Origin of the sequence: Chelativorans sp. AA-79, assembly GCF_029457495.1 — a bacterium.
Lineage (GTDB): Bacteria > Pseudomonadota > Alphaproteobacteria > Rhizobiales > Rhizobiaceae > Chelativorans.
In genome coordinates, this window is the sequence record NZ_CP120361.1 from 1,962,589 (window position 1) to 1,980,049 (window position 17,461).

General features: G+C 63.2%; 18 protein-coding genes. 7 read left to right on the forward strand and 11 right to left on the reverse strand.

The annotated features are described in order from the left end of the window. Positions 1-14: 14 nt before the first annotated feature. From PVE73_RS09490 to PVE73_RS09515, 6 genes are all read right to left on the reverse strand, one after another. On the reverse strand, positions 15-815 hold the full coding sequence (locus PVE73_RS09490; protein ID WP_277366699.1) for an FAD binding domain-containing protein: 801 nt from the start codon (positions 813-815) through the stop codon (positions 15-17). A 10-nt stretch (positions 816-825) separates the two neighbouring features. Continuing rightward, the gene (locus tag PVE73_RS09495) at positions 826-1,269 is read right to left on the reverse strand and encodes an SRPBCC family protein (RefSeq protein WP_277366700.1); all 444 of its coding nucleotides are present in this window, start codon (positions 1,267-1,269) and stop codon (positions 826-828) included. Between the two features lie 113 nt (positions 1,270-1,382). Next, positions 1,383-2,246, reverse strand: a complete 864-nt coding sequence (locus tag PVE73_RS09500; protein WP_277366701.1) for an AraC family transcriptional regulator — start codon at positions 2,244-2,246, stop codon at positions 1,383-1,385. A gap of 336 nt (positions 2,247-2,582) precedes the next feature. Then, positions 2,583-2,993 carry a lysozyme inhibitor LprI family protein gene (locus PVE73_RS09505; RefSeq protein ID WP_277366702.1) on the reverse strand — a complete coding sequence of 137 codons (411 nt, stop codon included), beginning with the start codon at positions 2,991-2,993 and terminating at the stop codon, positions 2,583-2,585. Positions 2,994-3,055: 62 nt separating this feature from the next. After that, positions 3,056-3,409, reverse strand: coding sequence for an EF-hand domain-containing protein (locus PVE73_RS09510; protein WP_277366703.1), 354 nt, complete (start codon positions 3,407-3,409; stop codon positions 3,056-3,058). Between the two features lie 17 nt (positions 3,410-3,426). After that, the gene (locus PVE73_RS09515; RefSeq protein WP_277366704.1) at positions 3,427-3,672 is read right to left on the reverse strand and encodes a hypothetical protein; all 246 of its coding nucleotides are present in this window, start codon (positions 3,670-3,672) and stop codon (positions 3,427-3,429) included. A 411-nt stretch (positions 3,673-4,083) separates the two neighbouring features. On the opposite strand from PVE73_RS09515, the gene PVE73_RS09520 reads away from it, so the two are divergent. From PVE73_RS09520 to PVE73_RS09540, 5 genes are all read left to right on the forward strand, one after another. Continuing rightward, on the forward strand, positions 4,084-4,959 hold the full coding sequence (locus PVE73_RS09520; RefSeq protein ID WP_277366705.1) for an AraC family transcriptional regulator: 876 nt from the start codon (positions 4,084-4,086) through the stop codon (positions 4,957-4,959). Between the two features lie 62 nt (positions 4,960-5,021). Further along, positions 5,022-5,216, forward strand: coding sequence for a hypothetical protein (locus tag PVE73_RS09525; protein WP_277366706.1), 195 nt, complete (start codon positions 5,022-5,024; stop codon positions 5,214-5,216). A gap of 17 nt (positions 5,217-5,233) precedes the next feature. Next, a complete protein-coding gene (locus PVE73_RS09530; RefSeq protein WP_277366707.1) occupies positions 5,234-7,075 on the forward strand; it encodes a mechanosensitive ion channel domain-containing protein in 1,842 nt (613 codons plus the stop codon). 182 nt (positions 7,076-7,257) lie between these two features. After that, complete coding sequence (locus PVE73_RS09535; RefSeq protein ID WP_277366708.1) at positions 7,258-8,661, forward strand: nodulation protein NfeD; 1,404 nt, start codon at positions 7,258-7,260, stop codon at positions 8,659-8,661. Further along, on the forward strand, positions 8,658-9,434 hold the full coding sequence (locus PVE73_RS09540) for a slipin family protein (protein ID WP_277366709.1): 777 nt from the start codon (positions 8,658-8,660) through the stop codon (positions 9,432-9,434). The genes PVE73_RS09535 and PVE73_RS09540 overlap by 4 nt, the downstream gene beginning before the upstream one ends. A gap of 123 nt (positions 9,435-9,557) precedes the next feature. Here the strand turns inward: PVE73_RS09540 and PVE73_RS09545 are convergent, their stop codons facing one another. Further along, the gene (locus PVE73_RS09545; RefSeq protein ID WP_277366710.1) at positions 9,558-10,361 is read right to left on the reverse strand and encodes a potassium channel family protein; all 804 of its coding nucleotides are present in this window, start codon (positions 10,359-10,361) and stop codon (positions 9,558-9,560) included. 247 nt (positions 10,362-10,608) lie between these two features. Here PVE73_RS09545 and PVE73_RS09550 point away from each other — a divergent pair, with 247 nt between their 5' ends. Both PVE73_RS09550 and PVE73_RS09555 read left to right on the forward strand, forming a co-directional pair. Next, positions 10,609-11,358 carry a FadR/GntR family transcriptional regulator gene (locus tag PVE73_RS09550; RefSeq protein ID WP_277366711.1) on the forward strand — a complete coding sequence of 250 codons (750 nt, stop codon included), beginning with the start codon at positions 10,609-10,611 and terminating at the stop codon, positions 11,356-11,358. A gap of 30 nt (positions 11,359-11,388) precedes the next feature. Further along, complete coding sequence (locus PVE73_RS09555) at positions 11,389-12,384, forward strand: MDR family oxidoreductase (protein WP_277366712.1); 996 nt, start codon at positions 11,389-11,391, stop codon at positions 12,382-12,384. A gap of 58 nt (positions 12,385-12,442) precedes the next feature. On the opposite strand, the gene PVE73_RS09560 is transcribed toward PVE73_RS09555, so the two are convergent. The 4 genes from PVE73_RS09560 to PVE73_RS09575 all read right to left on the reverse strand — a co-directional run bounded on the left by PVE73_RS09560 (position 12,443) and on the right by PVE73_RS09575 (position 17,423). Next, a complete protein-coding gene (locus PVE73_RS09560; protein ID WP_277367399.1) occupies positions 12,443-14,035 on the reverse strand; it encodes an acyl-CoA synthetase in 1,593 nt (530 codons plus the stop codon). 95 nt (positions 14,036-14,130) lie between these two features. Then, positions 14,131-14,520 (reverse strand): rhodanese-like domain-containing protein, encoded by a 390-nt coding sequence (locus tag PVE73_RS09565; protein ID WP_277366713.1) that lies wholly within the window; start codon positions 14,518-14,520, stop codon positions 14,131-14,133. Positions 14,521-14,522: 2 nt separating this feature from the next. Continuing rightward, a complete protein-coding gene (locus PVE73_RS09570; RefSeq protein ID WP_277366714.1) occupies positions 14,523-15,092 on the reverse strand; it encodes a peroxidase-related enzyme in 570 nt (189 codons plus the stop codon). An 18-nt stretch (positions 15,093-15,110) separates the two neighbouring features. After that, entirely contained in the window at positions 15,111-17,423 is a 2,313-nt protein-coding gene (locus PVE73_RS09575) for a molybdopterin-dependent oxidoreductase (protein ID WP_277366715.1), read from the reverse strand. Positions 17,424-17,461 lie beyond the last annotated feature (38 nt).

Sequence of the window (17,461 nt, forward strand, 5' to 3'; positions counted from 1 at the left end):
CTCCCATATCCCTGCTACGCGAGCAGCAGCCTGCCCAGGTGCACCGGCAGGACCTGACTGCGGTACCATGCGCTCGCGATCGCATCGGTGATGGGCGAGGTGCCGTCGGTCGCCATAGTCAGGGCGTCACGAATGCCGTCCGCCGTCCGCGGCTTGCCGGCGAGCTCGGCCTCCACCGCCTGCGCCCGGATCGGCCGGTCGGCCATGCAGCCATAGGCGACGCGGGCGCTGGAGATCGTTCCGTCCGTCTCCTCCAGAAGAGCGGCGATCGTCACCACGGAGACGCCCTTCGGCTTGACGCGCGAGACCTTTAGGAAGCGCAGGCCGCCAGCGGCCGGCAGGGCGAAGCTGACGCTCTTCAGCACGGAATGCGCGTAGGTTCCATAGCGGTCCGCGAGAAAGGCCGAAAGAGGGACCGGCCCGCCGTTGATCTCGACCATTGCATCCAGCGCCAGCAGCGCGACGGCAAGGTCGCCATAGGGGGCGGGTGCGTAAAGATTGCCGCCCACGGTCGCCATATTGCGCACCGCTGGGCCGCCGACGCTCTTTGCGGCCTCGGCAATGTGCGCGAGGCGCCCGTCGGCGATGATCCGTCCTATCGTCACGGAAGCGCCTAGCGTCGCCTGGCCGTCGTCAACCGTGATTGCCGAGAGCGCGGGATCCGTCGCGCGCACATAGGTCGAGAAGGACAGGTCGCCCTCATTGGCCTGGCGCACGACAAGGGTGCCGCCGCCCAGGTACCGCGAAGCGCCGTCGGCCGCGAGCGCGGCACTGGCGGCATCCGCGGTCGGGAAGGTCTGGAGCGTCAGGGCCATGACCGCCTCCTCAAGCCTTCTCTGCGAAATGGGCTTTCAGCGCGTCGAAGCCGCCCTGGAACACATTGGCGCCCATGCCTTCCGCGACCTTGTCGGCTTCCTCAGGCGGCGCATCGAAGATCGCCGTCCATTCGGCATAGGTCCGGTTGCCGTCGGTGACGCGCCGCAAGGAGAGCGTGGCCCGGTGGTTGCTGATGGGCTGGGGCGTTTCCAGGATACTGTAGCTGACGGAGTGCTCGGCGTCGGAAAAGGCGATCAGCTTCTCGCGTATCGTCGCGCCAGAGGCGATCTGGAACTTGCGCACGCAGCCGATCTCGTCGGCGGGGCGTCCTTCCTCGATCTCGCTTTTGACCATGCGCGGATGCCAGGAGGGCAGGCCGTTGAAATCGCGGATGCGCGCCCAGACCTTCTCGACCGGCGCGTCGATGACGGAGGAGACGGTGATTGTCGGCATGCGGCTTCCCTATCGTGATCCGGTTGGGTGATCGTAGGGAACACCGGCGGCGATGCTTATCGATCGGTCTGGAACACTTATCGAATAGTCTGAAAATCGTCCTGCCGGTCGTTCTAACGACAGAGTTCCATGCCCGCCGGCGCCGGCGGAACCGGCCGGCTTTCACAGGCGGCCGAGCGGTAGACGGTCGGCGCTACGCCGGTGTGTTCGCGGAAGAAGCGGGAGAAATTCCCCTGCGATGAAAAGCCGAGATTGCAGGCGAGGGAAATCACCGGCTCGTCGGAGGACTGCAGGCTTCGCGTGGCTTCGGCGAGCCTGAGCGTGTTCCAGTAGACGTTCGGCGTGACCCCCATCTGCTCCCGGAAGAGCGCGAAGAAGTGCGGCCGGGAAAGGCCGACGCTGCGGGCGACCTCGTCGAAGCAGATGCGTTCGCCGATATTGGCTTCCATCAGCGCGACCGCCTTGCGTATCCGGAAGTCCCGGCCACGTTGCCCGGTCCTGGCGACCGTTTTTTTCGGCCGCATTGCGCCGCCCGCCGCTATGATGTGGTCGATGAAGCGTACGACCTCGTAGGAGACGAGATCGTCCTCACCGCTCGCCAGCCGGTCGGGAAGCAGAGATGCCAGGTCGGCAAGCCAGGGCGGGAGCGAAATGACCGGTTCCTCGAAGGCCAGGGAGGCGGGAGCCAATCCGAGCCGGCTGTTGAGCCATTCACGGTCGATATAGAAGGCCAGGAACTGGCCGGGGATCTCGGATTTGGCAAAGCTATGGCTGTGCGGCTCGAAGGAGTTGATGCCGATGGCTACTCCCGGCTGCGGGGTGATGGTCCGGCCGTCGACCGTCATGGTGCCGGCGCATCCGGCAAGCCAGATGACGATGTGAATCTCCGGATGGGCATGGGTGACGAGATTGCCGCCGACATTCAGAAGCGTGACGTGCCCAAAGGGGCCCCGGAAGAGCCTGATGAACTCCCTCATCTTTTCCTCCCGCGAACGACACCTCCCGTTTCGACGCGCCAGCACGCGCCGTCATTCGCAAGTTTCGATCTTTGGGCAGCATGCCGTGCCCGTCAACCCCGAGACACCGGCTTCTGCGGCTTGCAGGGTTGTGCGGGAGAGTTTTTCAGACTGATCGATTGGCTGCTCCCAGGTGATCCGGGGGAGAGCGGGCGGTCCGGGATGACACCTGATGGGCCAGAGCCCGCACCAGGGTGGGCTATCTGATCGAGCCCGTGGAGCCCGGGTGTGAATGACCGGCGATGAGATTCTGCTCACCGCCGGCTTCATTTCGATCAAAGCGGGTCGCGGGAGTTGTCAATTCGCGGACGGAACGGGGCAGGTCAGATCGCCTTCCTCGCAATCCAGGTAACCCTGGAAATCTTTGACGCGGGATTGCGTCAGGCCGTCCATGCACATCGCGACGAGCATTGGGATTGCGCTTCCTCCGGCTGCGCCCGCAGTCTGGAAACTGCACTCCGCATCGCGGAATTTGACCCAATCGCGCTGTGCTTGAACGAGAAGCTCCTTGGTATCCGCATCGTCCGACAGGCGGGCCTCAATCTGCTTGTAGAGCTCATTGAGCTTCTTGTCGGATTTTTTGAACGCAGCATCGGCGCACTCGTTCAGGGTTGCCTGATCCTCGGCGTCATCGTAGCACTTGTCCTGAGCGAATGCGAAAGCCGGTGTTGCCAGGACCATGGCAGCAGTCAGCATTGCGGACTTCATCGATTGTCCCTCCGTTCAGAATTTCACCTGTCGACCCTGCGGGGCTCAGCGCTTGCCAAGGTTCAGTTCAGGTTTCCGTCGCCGCTACGGTCGGCTGCCGCAAAATCTCTCATGACCCGGTCCATGAATTCATCGCGGCGCACGCGGCCGTCACCGTTGGCGTCAATGGCAGCGAATTGTTCCGGCGTAAGCACCTCTGCGACTTCACTCTGCACGAGAACGCCGTCACCGTTGCTGTCGATCCTGGCGAAGCTGGCAGACATGAAGGCCTGATATTCCCCTTGGCTGACGCCCCCGTCATTGTCGGTGTCGAGCTGATCGAGATGGCCTTCGTGCATGGCTGGGGCCTGTTGTGCCGCTGTAAATCCGGTTCCGGCCAGGAGGGTGATTGCGGCGGCAAGAATTGTCTTGTGCATCGGATATCCTCCCTCTCCTAGCGGCACGCCAACCGATTACCGAGATAACCGCCACCGCCGAGTCCGGCGGCCATCGCAAGCGTCGCTCCTCTGCCGGCTCCGATCGTGCTGCCGATCAAGCCGCCAATGACTGCGCCGCCAATGGTGCCGGCGATGCATCCGAACTCGTGGTTGCGAGCCTGCACTTGCGGGTCCGGGCTGGCCTGGCAACCTGCCAGCAGCAATGCCGCGGCGGTGAAGCCAATTGCATTTCGTTTGATCATTCCCTCACCTTTCTGTTTCGTGCTCCGCCCCCCGGCGCGGCCAATCGGATATCCTCCAGACCTTTGTTTCCCTAAAGGAACTTAGCCGAGGAATCCGCATTTTGGAAAGCACAGAAACGATGAAATTTCACCGGAAATGGCGGAAATGATGGTCATTTTTTGAAAATTGATAGTTTCTTGACAGTTTGTGCGGCTGAAATAAATAAGATTTTTCTGAATTTCATTAAAACCTGTAACGATATTTGAGAACATCACCAACGCATGTGCAGTTTGCAGTCTGATGATGTCAGAAATAGGATAAACTGCTTGAATATGTGAGGACGTTTGTTAAAAAACTTCTCGGAGAGGGCGGTCGGCATCGAATGACGCCCTTACGTTCGAGCAGTCCTAAAGGGCATTGGGGAGGAGACATTGGTCGAGCCCGTTGCCAGCCTTTTGAGCAGCATTCCTGACGAGTGGAGAGCCAAGTTCGAGGGCTCCGGTGGAGGGGGCACGCGCACACTCACGGAGCCGAACTCGATCAAGTTCAACGCGCCCTCCCACATGGCGCTGGTTCTGCTGACGCCACAACCGGGTGGAGAGGTTGCACCCAACCCGGGCCGTAAAACGGTGTTTTCAGCTCCAGCCGGCACAGTCGAGATCGTTCCCTGCAACGCCGAACTGTTTGCGCGCTGGAAGACGTCGAAGGAAAACCTGGCGCTGGCCTTGGCACCCGAACAACTCTCCAGGCTGGCGGGTTTGGAATTCGATGCGGAGAATCTCGAGTTTCGGATTCTTGCGGCGGGGGATGTCGACGAGAAAGCGCTTTTGCTGGCCAATTTGATCCGGGACGAGTTTCGAGCGGGCAAGCCATCGAACTATCCATATCTGGATTCCTTACTTACGGTCTTCTCCACCTATCTCCTGCGCAATTATTCGACCGTTCGGGATCGTCCGGCAACACGGCACCGTGGAGGGCTGACGTTGAAGGCATGGCGTGATGTTCAGGATTACATCAGGGCCAATATTGGCGAGCGGCTGTCGATCGAGCGACTGGCGTCGCTTGCCGGTCTTTCGCCCAGCCATTTTCTGCGCGCCTTCAAGCAGACGGTCGGCCGATCGCCTCATCAATATGTCCTTGCGGCGCGTCTCGAACTGGCCGAGCACCTTGTGGTCACGACCGACATATCCCTGGCGAGGATCGCCAGCATCGCCGGATTTGCCAATCACAGCCACCTGACCGCGTCGATGCGGCGGCATAGATTCACGACCCCGACCGCCCTGCGGCGTGCTCGCATCGCCCGCTGAGCAGGAACACCATCAACATTGCCAAGGAGATGCACCGCCGAAATGGAACAGGAGACATGAAAATGCGGCTCGATCGGATGACAGTCGCGGCTGCTGTCCTGTCGGCATGTTCCGTGCCGATCTTGGCCCAGGGCAGTATCGGCGTGGAGGTCAACGTCACGGTGCCGAAAAAGGCGGCCGCCGAGCTTGCGGCTATGCCCTCGCAGGTAACATCGTATCGGCTCGAGTGCTGCATTCACCTGCCCATCCAAACCTGACCTGGCGAGAGATGTTCATGAGAGCGATCGAAAGGACGATTTGCAGGGCCGTACTGATTCTGGTGATGCTTGGTACGATTGCTTTTGCGCAGGATCTTGGTCCTGATCCCGGCGGGGAATCCAACGGCGACTTCTTCGTATCCGAGAACCCACAGGACGTTGAAGACATCCTCGATCAACTCGTCGCGCCCGCTGAAGAGAGCGTTCAGACCCTGCAGGAACTGCTGCATCCGGCGAACACCAACAGTCCCCGCGATACGATCATTAGCTTTCTCAAATTGACCCAGCGCTACTACGTCTTGCTTCGGCAGGATGCGTACACGCCGGAAGATGCAGCGGAGCTGCAGCATCTATATGACGAGATGCAGTGGTTCTTCGATCTGAGGAACGTCGCACCGTCGCTGCGCCAGGACGTGGCAGTGAATTCCGCCGTCTATCTCCGTGAGATCATCGACCGAATCGGGCTGCCGCCGCTTGAGCAGATTCCTGACCGGGAACAGATGCTCGCCGCGGTTCAAGACGGATATCCGTCAACATGGAAGATCGGTAGCAGCCCGCTGGAAATCGTGCGGATCGACGAGGGTCCGAACCAGGGGAAGTATCTGTTCAGCGAAGAAACGCTCGAGACGGTCGAAGACCTCTTCTGGCAAGTCAGATCGTTTCCTTACCGGACCACGTCGGCGGAAGGGTTCTATCAGGCGTCCTTCCTGACCCCCAACCCCACGCTCCAGTCGTGGACGGACGGGTTCCCCGCCTGGATGCACAACGACATCCTGGGGCAGACGATTTGGCAGTGGATCGCGATGGTCTCCCTCTTTGCCCTGGCGATCCTGTCGATTTGGCTCCTGTCGTCTATTCTCAGGCGACTGACACGTAGCGTTACACCCCTTGCCCGGAGTGCGACGCTGCTTCTTGTGCCGCTTTTTGCGGCCCTCGTCAGCTATGCGCTCTACGACCTGATCGGCGACAAGATATTCATCACAGGTATGGTTTTCCAGACCGCCGTCTATGTCATTTATGGCATGGCCCTGATAGCGGCGATTATCTTTATCTTCTCACTGGGAACCGTGATGATCGATCTGGCAGCCGCAACCGAATATGCCAAACGGCGCCCGTCAGACATCCACCTGGTGGCCCTCGGCATCCGCGTGGTCAGCATCATTGCCATCATAGCTGTCTTGCTCCAAGGCATGCGTCTCATGGGATTCTCGCTCGCCACCATTCTTGCCAGCGCGGGTGTAACGGGTCTTGCTGTCGCACTGGCTGCGCAGAACACCTTGCGCAACGTCTTCGGTAGTCTCATGTTGCTTTTGGACAAGCCTTTCGAAGTGGGTCAACGGATCAAGATTCGAGGCTACGAAGGTACTGTCGAAGACATCGGTATGCGCTCAACCCGGCTGCGTCTGCTCACGGGCCATCTCGTCAGCATTCCGAACGAAAACGTAGCCGAAATGGATATCGAGAATGTCGACGAGCGACCCTCTATACGGCGCACGTTCAACCTTTCGATGGCGTATGATACGTCTCTGGAGAAAATCCAACGCGCCGTGGCCATCTTGCGAGAGGTCCTTTCTGTGCCCGTCGATGCCGGTGGCGGTGAAGCGGGCGCTCAACCGTCACGACAAAGATCCCAGAGCGGGCAAGAGGTGGAAGAAAGACATCCGAACGAAGCCATCAACAGTCCGGAGCGGCCGCCACGCGTCTTCTTTAACGAACTGACCTCCGGCTCGCTCAACATCACCGTTACCTACTGGTACAGCCCGCCGAATTACTGGGCTTATCTTGAGCACTGTCAAATGATCAATCACGAGATCATTCGCCGCTTTCGAGAAGAAAATATTCCTATTGGCAACCCGTAGTCCCATTTCGAACGGGTAGATGCGCGAGTTGGCCTCGCGTTGTTGCCGTCAGGGACCTGGGAAGGGACCGTGCCGCATTTGAAGACTGCGCGGCCCCTTTCGGCTTCGAAATAGCGCCTATATGGCGTTATATGAAAGCTTGGCAGTGGAGTTCCCTGAATCCCCCCGCGTGCCGCCGTTTCATGCGCGGGATCATCTTTGCGGTGTTGCTTGCAACCGGGCTTCTCGGCCTGGCAGTTCCGCTCGCGTCTCAGCAAGGGGGTACAGCCGTCCTGCTCAGGCTGGACGGTGCCGTGAGCCCGGCGACGGCCGACTACATCTCGCGAGGGCTGGAGCGGGCGGCGGGGCGTGAGGCAAAGCTGGTCGTGCTGCAGATGAACACGCCCGGCGGGCTCGATACCTCCATGCGTGAGATCATCCTTGCCATCCTGGCCTCGCCGGTGCCGGTCGCGAGCTATGTCGCGCCGTCCGGCGCGCGCGCGGCCAGTGCCGGCACCTACATCCTCTATGCGAGCCATGTGGCCGCCATGGCACCCGGCACCAATCTCGGCGCGGCGACACCGGTGGCCATCGGCGGTGGTTTTCCTTTTGGCGCCGACGAGGAGCCGAGCGGGGCAGAGGATGGAGAAGCCGCAGAGGAAACGGAAGGCGGCGATGGCCAGGCGCCGCGCAGTGCATCCGAGGCGAAGGCAATCAACGACGCCGTCGCCTATATCCGCGGCCTAGCCGAACTGCGTGGACGGAATGCGGACTGGGCCGAGCGCGCGGTGCGCCAGGCGGCAAGCCTTTCCTCCACCGTGGCCGAGCGCGAAGGCGTGATCGACTTCCTCGCCGGCAGCGTCGAGGATGTCCTGGCGCAGGCCGACGGAAGGAGGGTACGCACGAGCCAGGGAACCCTGACGCTCGATACCGCTGGCTTGAGCGTCGACGAGATGGAGCCAGACTGGCGGACCCGGCTTCTTGCCATCATTACAAACCCCAACGTAGCGCTGATCCTCATGATGATCGGCATCTACGGGCTGATCTTCGAACTCCTCAATCCGGGTGCCATGGTGCCGGGCACGGTGGGCGGTATCAGCCTGCTCCTCGGCCTTTACGCGCTGGCAGTGCTGCCGGTCACCTATGCGGGGGCGGGACTGATGCTTCTGGGCATTGCGCTCATCGTGGCGGAGGCCTTCGCGCCCTCCTTCGGCATTCTCGGCATCGGCGGCGCGCTGGCGGTGGTGGTGGGCGCCACCATCCTGTTCGATACGGATGTGCCGGGCCTGCAGCTCTCCTGGCCGGTCATCGGCGCCGTGGCGGTGGCGAGCCTGGCCCTCACGCTCGTCATCGTCCGGCTGGCGTGGAGCTCTCACCGGCACAAGATCGTCACCGGCGCGCAGCAGCTCATCGGCGCGACCGGCGCCGTGCATCGCTGGAACGGAACGGGAGGCTATGTGTTCGTTCATGGAGAGCGCTGGCGGGCGGTATCGTCGGAGCCGCTGGAGGAAGGTCAGCCCGTGCGCATTATCGGCCGCGACGGGCTCACACTCGAGGTGGTAGCGGCTGAGGAGGGGGAAATCGCCGCGAGAGGAGGAAACTCATGAATCTGTTCGGCAATTTCACCTTCTTTGCAGTCCTTGTCGTTCTTCTGGTCGCGATCCTCGCGTCGGTGATCAAGATCTTGCGGGAGTACGAGCGCGGGGTGGTCTTCACGCTCGGCCGTTTCACCGGGGCGAAGGGGCCGGGGCTGATCCTGCTGGTCCCCTTCGTGCAGCAGATGGTGCGTGTGGACCTGCGCACGCTGGTGCTGGACGTGCCGGGCCAGGACGTGATCTCACGCGACAATGTCTCGGTACGGGTCAATGCGGTCATCTATTTCCGTGTCATCGACCCCGAGAACGCGACCATCCAGGTGGAGGACTTCATGATGGCCACCAGCCAGCTCGCCCAGACGACGCTGCGCTCGGTGCTCGGTAAGCACGACCTCGACGAGATGCTGGCCGAGCGCGACAAGCTCAACGCCGATATCCAGGAGATCCTCGACAAGCAGACGGACGCCTGGGGCATCAAGGTCGCCAATGTCGAGATCAAGCATGTGGACATCGACGAATCCATGGTCCGCGCCATCGCCCGCCAGGCCGAGGCGGAGCGCGAACGGCGCGCGAAGATCATCAATGCCGAAGGCGAGGCCCAGGCCGCGCAGAAGCTGTTGGAAGCGGCGGAGATTTTGGCCGGCCGGCCGGAGGCCATGCAACTGCGCTATCTGGGAACGCTGAACGTGGTGGCGGGCGAGAAGAACTCCACCATCGTCTTTCCGTTCCCCATGGAGCTTGCGAGCCTCTTGCCCGGCATTGTGAGCAAGGAGCCCAAGGCGTGACGCCGCCGTACCGGCGGCCGATTGCATCGGCAGTCCGAAGGCCGGAGGACGCCGGCAAAGCAGAAGGCCGAGGCTCCAGCGCGGCCATGCGGGGCAAATGTCCGACGCTTTCGCAACCGGGGCTCAATCGTCCGAATCCGGGATCTTGAGCATGTAACCGCAGGCTTTGCAGTGGACCGCATCCGGATCATGGCGCTGCAGCCCGCATTGCGGGCAGGGGTGCCAGACCTTGTTCGGCCGAAAGACCGCCTGTCCCAACCGGATGAAGAGGGTGATGCCTGCCAGCATGATCACGACTGCCGTGAGCTTGCCCCAGGGACCCGGCAGCAGGATGTCCCCGTAGCCGGTGGTGGTCATGCTGGTGACGGTGAAATAGAGGGCGTCGATATAACCCGTGAAACCGGAGCCTTCCCGAAAGAAGAACGTGTAGATGAAGCCTGTCACCACGAAGAGGAAGCTGATCAGGTTGACCACGGACTGCACGACCTCGCGCCATTGGCCGTAGCCTCGCCTGATCAGGGGCCGCCAGAACACTCCGCTGCGCGACAGCGACCACAGGCGCAGCACGCGCAGGAAGCCCAGGTTGGCGAGCCATAGCGGAAGGAGCAGTGTGAGCAGGATGAAGATGTCCACGATGCTCGTCGGTTGCCGCAGCCAGCGCGGAATGTCCTTGGATGCCAATGCACGGGCTGTGATGTCGAGAACGAGGAGCGTCGCGATCGAATAGTCTATCCAGAGGAATGACGGCCGCTTCTGGAGCACCGGGCTGGCAACGAAGAAGGCGACGATCAGCAAGTCGACTGCCATCACGGCGTATTGGAAGCGCAGGGCGCCGGGAGTGTGGCCGTGATAGAGCAGGCGGAGACGCTCGCGAAGCATATGCGGGCCGGTGCGTGTCTGCGGTGCAGTGGCGGGGCGCTCGTCCATGGCTCCTCAGTGAATGCGAGGCTGCAAAGGTGGTTCCGCTCAAATCAAGCGAACGCGCAGCTCTGCCCGTCTTTGCCGATGATGCATCCGGTAAACACCGACCGCAAGCTGCGACTTCACGCAGTGTCATGAGCAGGCAGATTTCGTGGCCCGGCCGAGATTTCCGGCCTTGTCGACGGTTGTTTATTTGTCAAACCTATATTTCATTGTATGATTCCGCTGTAACCGAATCTTGCACAGGTGCCGCTTGTCGCTGAACTACGACGAGATCGTCCGGACCGGCCTCGCCAGGCAGGTGGCCGAAACCATCCGCTCGGCGATCCTCGAAGGCCGGTTGAAGGTCGATCAGAGGCTTCCGAACGAAGAGGAACTCGCCCGCCGTTTCGGCGTGTCGCGGCCGACGGTTCGGGAGGCGCTGAAGCGGTTGGCCGCGCAGAACCTCATCCGCTCGCGACGCGGTCCTGCCGGCGGCAATTTCGTGACCCGACCCGACCCGGAGGGCGTCGGCCAGGCGATTGCCGGCGCGGCGACGCTGCTTGTCGGCCTCGGCGCCTTCGAAGTCGACGAGATCATCGCGGCGCGCATGGAAACCGAGGCGGCGTGCTGCCGCATGGCAGCAGTGAACCGCGCCGAAAAGGATCTCGAGGCCATGGCCGCCGAGATCGCACTGCAGCGCCGGGAAGACCTTTCGGACGAGGATTTCTGTGCTTCGGACGTGCGTTTCCATCGGGCGCTGGTCGACGCGACCGCCAACGGACCGCTGCGGCTCATGATGTACACGGTCATCGAAAGCTTCATCCCGGTCACCAACATGCTGATCTACCGCCATCGCGTCCGGCGCAGCGCGGTCGATGCGCACGAGCGGATCATGCGGGCCATCGAGGCACGCGACGGGGAAGGTGCGGCTGTGCTGATGCGCGAGCATCTGGAGGGCATGCGCGGCGTGCTTGCGGAAGCGCTGGAACGGCGCGGCGGCGGAACCGGGACGCAAGCCTGATCTACACGGCAACAGGAGAGAAATAACGCTATGGACGAGACATTCCGTGCCCTGATGATCGTCGATCGCGACGGCGCCCCCACGGCCGAGTTCCGCGAATTGACGGTTGCCGACCTGCCGGATCACGACGTGCTGGTCGAAGTCGCCTATTCTACGCTGAACTACAAGGATGGGCTTGCCGTCAGCGGCAAGGGTCGCATTGCGCGACGGCTGCCCCTGGTGGCGGGCATCGACGTTGCCGGAACCGTCATCGAGAGCCGGTCGCCGGACTGGAAGGCCGGCGATCATGTGATCGTCAACGGCTGGGGGCTTTCCGAGACCGAATGGGGCGGCTACACGCGCTACCAGAAGCTGAAGCCGCAATGGCTGACCCGCCTGCCGGAGATCTTCACCCTGGAGCAGGCGATGGCCATCGGCACCGCCGGCTACACCGCCGCGTTGTGCGTGGACGCGCTGGAGCAATGGGGCAGCATCGCGCCGGGAGGCAGGGAGGTGCTGGTCACCGGTGCGGCGGGTGGCGTCGGCTCGACCGCGATTAGTCTTCTTTCCGGGAAAGGCTATCCGGTCACCGCCTCCACCGGCCGTCCCGAAACACACGACTATCTTTCGGCCCTGGGTGCAGCGAACTTCGTGGAGCGCGAGGCGCTGGCCGCGAAGGGCGGCCCGCTGCAGAAGGAGCGCTGGGCGGGCGCGGTGGATTCGGTCGGATCGACGACCTTGGCCAATGTGCTGGCCCAGACCGCCTATGGCGGGGCGGTGGCCGCCTGCGGCCTGGCTGGCGGCATGGAACTTCCCGCAAGCGTGGCGCCGCACATCCTGCGCGGCGTAACGCTCATCGGCATCGACAGCGTCATGGCGCCTGCGGGCAAGAGAGATCATGCCTGGAAGACGCTCGCCGATCATCTGGACAAGGCGCATCTCGACAGGATCGCACGCGTCGAGCCGCTGTCGGAACTGCCGAGGCTCGCGAACGAGATCGTCGCCGGCAGGATCCGGGGACGCGTCGTGATCGACGTCAGGGCCTGAGGCCGGATCATTCCCGCTTCGATGGAGCCGGTCCGGGCGGAAGCCGTCCTCCCGGACCCTATTCGAGTTCGCTGGCCAGATTGCGCAGCGCGAACTTCTGGATCTTGCCGGTCGACGTTTTGGGAATCTCGGCGAAGACGATCTTGGCGGGGCACTTGTAGCCTGCCAGATTCGCCTTGCAGTGTGCCAGGAGATCGGCTTCGCTTGCTTGCCTACCGGGCTTGAGTTCCACGAAGGCAACCGGCCTTTCGCCCCATTTCTCGTCCTGTCTGGCGACGACGCCGCAGACGGCGACGGCGGGATGCTTGTACAGCGCGTCCTCGACCTCGATGGAAGAGATGTTCTCACCGCCCGAAATGATGATGTCCTTCGAGCGGTCCTTGAGCTGGATGTAGCCGTCCGGATGAAGGACCCCGAGATCGCCGGAGTGGAACCAGCCGCCGGCGAAGGCTTCCTCGGTGGCCTTCCTGTTCTTCAGATAACCCTTCATGACGATGTTGCCGCGGAACATGACCTCGCCCAGTGTCGTGCCATCGGCGGGCACCGCTTCCATGGTTTGCGGATCGCGCACGGTGACCGCTGAAAGGGACAGGTAGTTGACCCCCTGGCGGGCTTTCCTGACCGCCTGTTGCGAGGCCGGGAGGGCGTCCCAGTCCGAATGCCACTCGTTGACGACGGCCGGACCGTAGGTCTCGGTGAGGCCGTAGAGGTGGTTTACCCGAAAACCGGCTTCCGACATGGCCTGCAGCACCGCTTCCGGTGGTGGCGCAGCTGCCGTGTTGAAGATCACGTTGTGCGCAAAGGCGCGCTTCTCGTCATCGCGCGCGTTGACCAGCGTCGACATCACGATCGGCGCGCCGCAAAGATGGGTGACGCCATGGTCGGCGATCGCATCGTACATCGCCCTGGCGCGCACCCAGCGAAGGCAGACGTGCGTCCCGGCCTGCACCGCGACTGCCCAGGGAAAGCACCAGCCGTTGCAATGGAACATCGGCAGCGTCCACAGATAGACCGGGTGCTTGCCCATTTCCGAGTGGATCGTGTTGCTGAGCGCGGCCAGTGCGGCGCCGCGGTGATGGTAGACAACGCCCTTCGGATTCCCGGTCGTTCCCGACGTATAGTTCAGCGCTATCGCATCCCATTCGTCGACGGGCATGACGCCCTCGAAGCTTTCGTCGCCTCCAGCCACGAACGCGGCATAGTCGCGGCTGCCGATCCGCTCGCCTTTGGGGGCGGGCGCGTCGTCGGGATAGTCGGGGTCGTCGAAGTCGATGACGAGCGGCGTGACCGCCGCCTGCCCGAGCGCGCTTTTCATGACGCCGGAAAACTCACGGTCGACGATCACGATCCGGGACTCGGCATGGTCGAGCTGGAAGGCGACGGTGGCCGCGTCCGAGCGCGTGTTCAATGAATGAAGCACCGCTCCATTGGCCATGGGCACGCCGAAATGCGTCTCCAGCATCGCAGGCGTGTTGGACAGCATCACCGTGACCGTGTCGCCCTTGCCGATTCCTTCCTTGACGAGAGCGGAGGCGAGCTTGCGGCAATTCTTCCAGAACTGCGCGTAGGAGAGCCGGGTCTCGCCATGGATCACCGCCAGACGGTCAGGGTAGGTTCGCGCCGCTCGCTCCAGATAGATCAGGGGCGTCATCGGCTGATGGTTGGCCTCGCAGCGCTCCAGACCATCTTGGTATTTGTTCACTACGTTCACCTCCCACAGATACCGCCGCAGCCGCGGCCGGTCGCCTATGCTTCGCGCTTCTTCTTCTCGGCAACGGGAAAGCCGGCCCGCTTCCACTCGCTGAAGCCGCCGCGCATGCTTTTCGCGTTCAGCCCCATCTCCTGTGCCACCTTGGCCGCAAGCAGCGAGCGCCAGCCCGACGCGCAGTAGAAGACGAAGGTCCGGTCCTCCGCGAATGCCGGTTTGTGATACGGGCTTTCGGGATCGATCCAGAACTCCAGCATCCCGCGCGGCGCGTGCATGGCATCGGGTATCATGCCGTCGCGTTCGAGTTCGCGCGGGTCGCGGACGTCGACCATCACGACGTCGGCCGGTTGCGATGCCATCTCGGCCGTATCGACGGATTGAACGACCGCCTCGGCCTCCGCCAGCATCTCCTTGTATCCCTTGGCCATGTTCAGCGTCCCAGCGAATAGAACTCGTCGTTCGGCCGCATGCTGGTGACGTTCGCCAGCCGGTTGGACATGCCGAAGAAGGCGGCGATGGCTGCGATGTCCCAGGCGTCCTCCTCGGTGAAGTCGTGCGCTTTCAGGACGTCCATATCCTCCTCGTCCACCTCGTAGGCGCGCTGGGAGACCTTCATGGCAAAGTCCAACATGGCCATCTGGCGCGGCGTGACGTCGGCCTTGCGATAGTTGATCGCCACCTGATCCGCGATCAGCGGGTCCTTGGCGCGAATCCTGAGGATCGCGCCGTGCGCCACCACGCAGTATTGGCACTGATTGATGTTGCTGGTCGCGACCACGATCATCTCGCGCTCGGCCTTGGTCAAATTGCCCGGCTTGTCCATCAGCGCGTCGTGATAGGCGAAGAAGGCACGGAACTCGTCGGGCCGGTGGGCGAGGACAAGAAAGACGTTGGGGACGAAGCCGGACTTCTCCTGCACCGCGAGGATGCGCTCGGCGATGTCCTTGGGCAGGTCGGCGATGTCGGGGACGGGAAACCGGCTGATGGGCTGGGCGTTCATCTTGTTCTCCAGGGATGTTCAGGTGGCCGCAAGCTCGGCCAGTCGGGTGAGATAGCTGTCGAACGCATCGGCCAGGTGCCCGTGATAGGGTTCGATCCGGACCAGGCAAGTGTGCGCCGAGCAGCCCTGGCCGAAGCGCGAGGTCGGCACGTCGAGCGTAAGCACATTGGGGTTTCCCGCGATGTCCAGCCCGCTATTCCCGGCGGGGGTCAGCCAAGCGCCGGTCGGCAGCACGGCGACGCCCTCGCGGACCGTGTCCGTCACGTTCGCCGTGGCGAGGCAGGCGCCCCGGTCGTTCCACAACCGCACCGTTGCGCCGTCGGCGATATCGAGCCGCGCGGCGTCGTCCGGGTTGATGCGAACCTGTTCTCGGCCGTTGCGCTTGAGGGCGCGGCTTGCGCGACCGGTCTCGAGCTGGCTGTGCAGCCGTCCCTCCGGCTGGTGCGAAATGAGATGGAACTCATCGGGCGCGCTTGCGTGCCCGAGCCATTCCGCCGGCTCCAGCCATGCGGGATGGTGCAGGCAGTCGTCATAGCCGAGCCGGGCAAGCGTCCGGGAGCCGAGAACGATGCGGCCGCTTTCGGTTGCCAGAGCGTGGGCGGTCGGATCCCGGCGGAAATCGGCCAGGTAGGTATAATGCCGCCGGAGCGGCACCGCCGCATAGCCCCGTTCCCAGAAGGTGTCGAAATCGGGCATCTGAAAGTCGCGCCGCACTGCCGCGTCGGCGCGGCTTTCCTCGTAGAGATGACGCAGCCATCCCATCTCGTCGCGGCCCTCGTTGAAGGCGGGTCCGAGCCCGAGTTCGCAGGCGACGGCATTGAAGATGTCGAAATCCGAACGCGCCTCGCCGAGCGGCTCGATCGCCTTGTGCATGGCGAGCACGTAGTCCGACCGGCGGTTACCGGCGATGTCGTTGCGCTCGATAGAGGTCGAGGCGGGAAGCACGATGTCGGCGCGCTGCGCCGTCGCGGTCCACATCGGGTCTTGAACGACGATCGTCTCCGGGCGGGCCCAGGCGCGTTCGAGCCGGTTCAGGTCCTGGTGATGGTGGTAGGGATTGCCGCCGGCCCAGTAGACCAGCCGTGTGTCGGGATAGGTGCGCGTCTCGCCCTGATACGTGAAGCTGGCGCCAGGATTGAGCAGAAGGTCGGCGATGCGCGCAACCGGGATGAAGCTGTCGATCGGCTTCGTCAGCTGGGAGATCGCCGGCGCCTTGCCGGTGTTGAACGGGGCGCCGACGCCGCCCAGCGATCCATAGCCGTAGCCGACGCCGCCGCCAGGTAGGCCGATCTGCCCGATGACCGAGGCGAGCCCCAGCGCGGCCCAGAAGGGCTGCTCGCCGTGGTGAGCCCGTTGCAGGCTCCAGCTCACCGTGATCATGCTGCGCCGCTCGACCAGCGTGGGGGCGAGCGCTGCGATGCGGGAGGCGTCGAGGCCGGTGATGGTGGCGGCCCAGGCCGCGTCCTTGGCGACACCGTCGGTCCTGCCTGCAAGATAGTCGAGGAACGTCTCCGACCCGCTGCAGCAGCGCTCGAGGAAGTCGCGATCATGCCGCCCGGTCTTCACGATCTCGCCGGCGAGCGCGAGCATCAGCGCGGTGTCGGTGTTCGGCCGGATGGGCCACCATTCGGCGCCGACCCACTCGGGCAGGTCGTCGCGGAGCGGGGAGATCAGGATGATGCGCGCCTTGCGCTCAGCGAGGCGGCGCAAATGCGTCTCCAGAGTATGGGTGCCGATGCCGCCGGCTTCCGTCTGTGCGGTCCGTGGCGACATGGCGCCGAACACGAGCACCGTCTCGCTATGCTCGGCGATCGAATCGAGCGTATTGGCAAGTCCGCCGCTGGCGACGTCGCTGCCAAGCGTGTGACGCAGGATCACCGGGCCGGCTGCGATCGAATAGGTATCCACATGGCCTGTATAACCGCCGGCGAGGTTGAGCATGCGCTTTAGCAGGGATGAGGCGTGGTGGAAGCGGCCGCAGCTCGTCCAGCCGTAGGAGCCAGCGAAGATCGAAGCGTTGCCGAAGGCGGACGAGACGCGGCTGATCTCGCCCGCGACCAACTGCGTCGCCTCGTCCCAGGTGACCGGGACGAAGCGTTCGCGCCCGCGCCCGGCGCCGTCGCTCCGTTCCCGGTTTTTCAGCCAACCTTCCCGCACCATGGGCCGTAGCACGCGCCGCTCCGGATTGGCCCATTCGCCGACAGAATGGATGATGGGCGAGGGAGCCGGGTCCGGGCCGAACGGTTCGGCGCCGACGATCCGGCCATCCTCGACAAGCAATGCATAGGCGCCCCAGTGACTGCAGTGCGGAACGCGTCTGATCGTGCCCATGTCGCTTCTCCGGAGACAGTTCTCCGGCCCTTTCTTTG

Bases quoted from the DNA above. Each gene is read 5' to 3' on its own strand.
- PVE73_RS09490 (WP_277366699.1), bottom strand. From the start codon at position 815: ATGGCCCTGACGCTCCAGACCTTCCCGACCGCGGATGCCGCCAGTGCC.
- PVE73_RS09495 (WP_277366700.1), bottom strand. From the start codon at position 1,269: ATGCCGACAATCACCGTCTCCTCCGTCATCGACGCGCCGGTCGAGAAG.
- PVE73_RS09500 (WP_277366701.1), bottom strand. From the start codon at position 2,246: ATGAGGGAGTTCATCAGGCTCTTCCGGGGCCCCTTTGGGCACGTCACG.
- PVE73_RS09505 (WP_277366702.1), bottom strand. From the start codon at position 2,993: ATGAAGTCCGCAATGCTGACTGCTGCCATGGTCCTGGCAACACCGGCT.
- PVE73_RS09510 (WP_277366703.1), bottom strand. From the start codon at position 3,409: ATGCACAAGACAATTCTTGCCGCCGCAATCACCCTCCTGGCCGGAACC.
- PVE73_RS09515 (WP_277366704.1), bottom strand. From the start codon at position 3,672: ATGATCAAACGAAATGCAATTGGCTTCACCGCCGCGGCATTGCTGCTG.
- PVE73_RS09525 (WP_277366706.1), top strand. From the start codon at position 5,022: ATGCGGCTCGATCGGATGACAGTCGCGGCTGCTGTCCTGTCGGCATGT.
- PVE73_RS09530 (WP_277366707.1), top strand. From the start codon at position 5,234: ATGAGAGCGATCGAAAGGACGATTTGCAGGGCCGTACTGATTCTGGTG.
- PVE73_RS09535 (WP_277366708.1), top strand. From the start codon at position 7,258: ATGCGCGGGATCATCTTTGCGGTGTTGCTTGCAACCGGGCTTCTCGGC.
- PVE73_RS09540 (WP_277366709.1), top strand. From the start codon at position 8,658: ATGAATCTGTTCGGCAATTTCACCTTCTTTGCAGTCCTTGTCGTTCTT.
- PVE73_RS09545 (WP_277366710.1), bottom strand. From the start codon at position 10,361: ATGGACGAGCGCCCCGCCACTGCACCGCAGACACGCACCGGCCCGCAT.
- PVE73_RS09555 (WP_277366712.1), top strand. From the start codon at position 11,389: ATGGACGAGACATTCCGTGCCCTGATGATCGTCGATCGCGACGGCGCC.
- PVE73_RS09560 (WP_277367399.1), bottom strand. From the start codon at position 14,035: ATGACGCCCCTGATCTATCTGGAGCGAGCGGCGCGAACCTACCCTGAC.
- PVE73_RS09565 (WP_277366713.1), bottom strand. From the start codon at position 14,520: ATGGCCAAGGGATACAAGGAGATGCTGGCGGAGGCCGAGGCGGTCGTT.
- PVE73_RS09570 (WP_277366714.1), bottom strand. From the start codon at position 15,092: ATGAACGCCCAGCCCATCAGCCGGTTTCCCGTCCCCGACATCGCCGAC.
- PVE73_RS09575 (WP_277366715.1), bottom strand. From the start codon at position 17,423: ATGGGCACGATCAGACGCGTTCCGCACTGCAGTCACTGGGGCGCCTAT.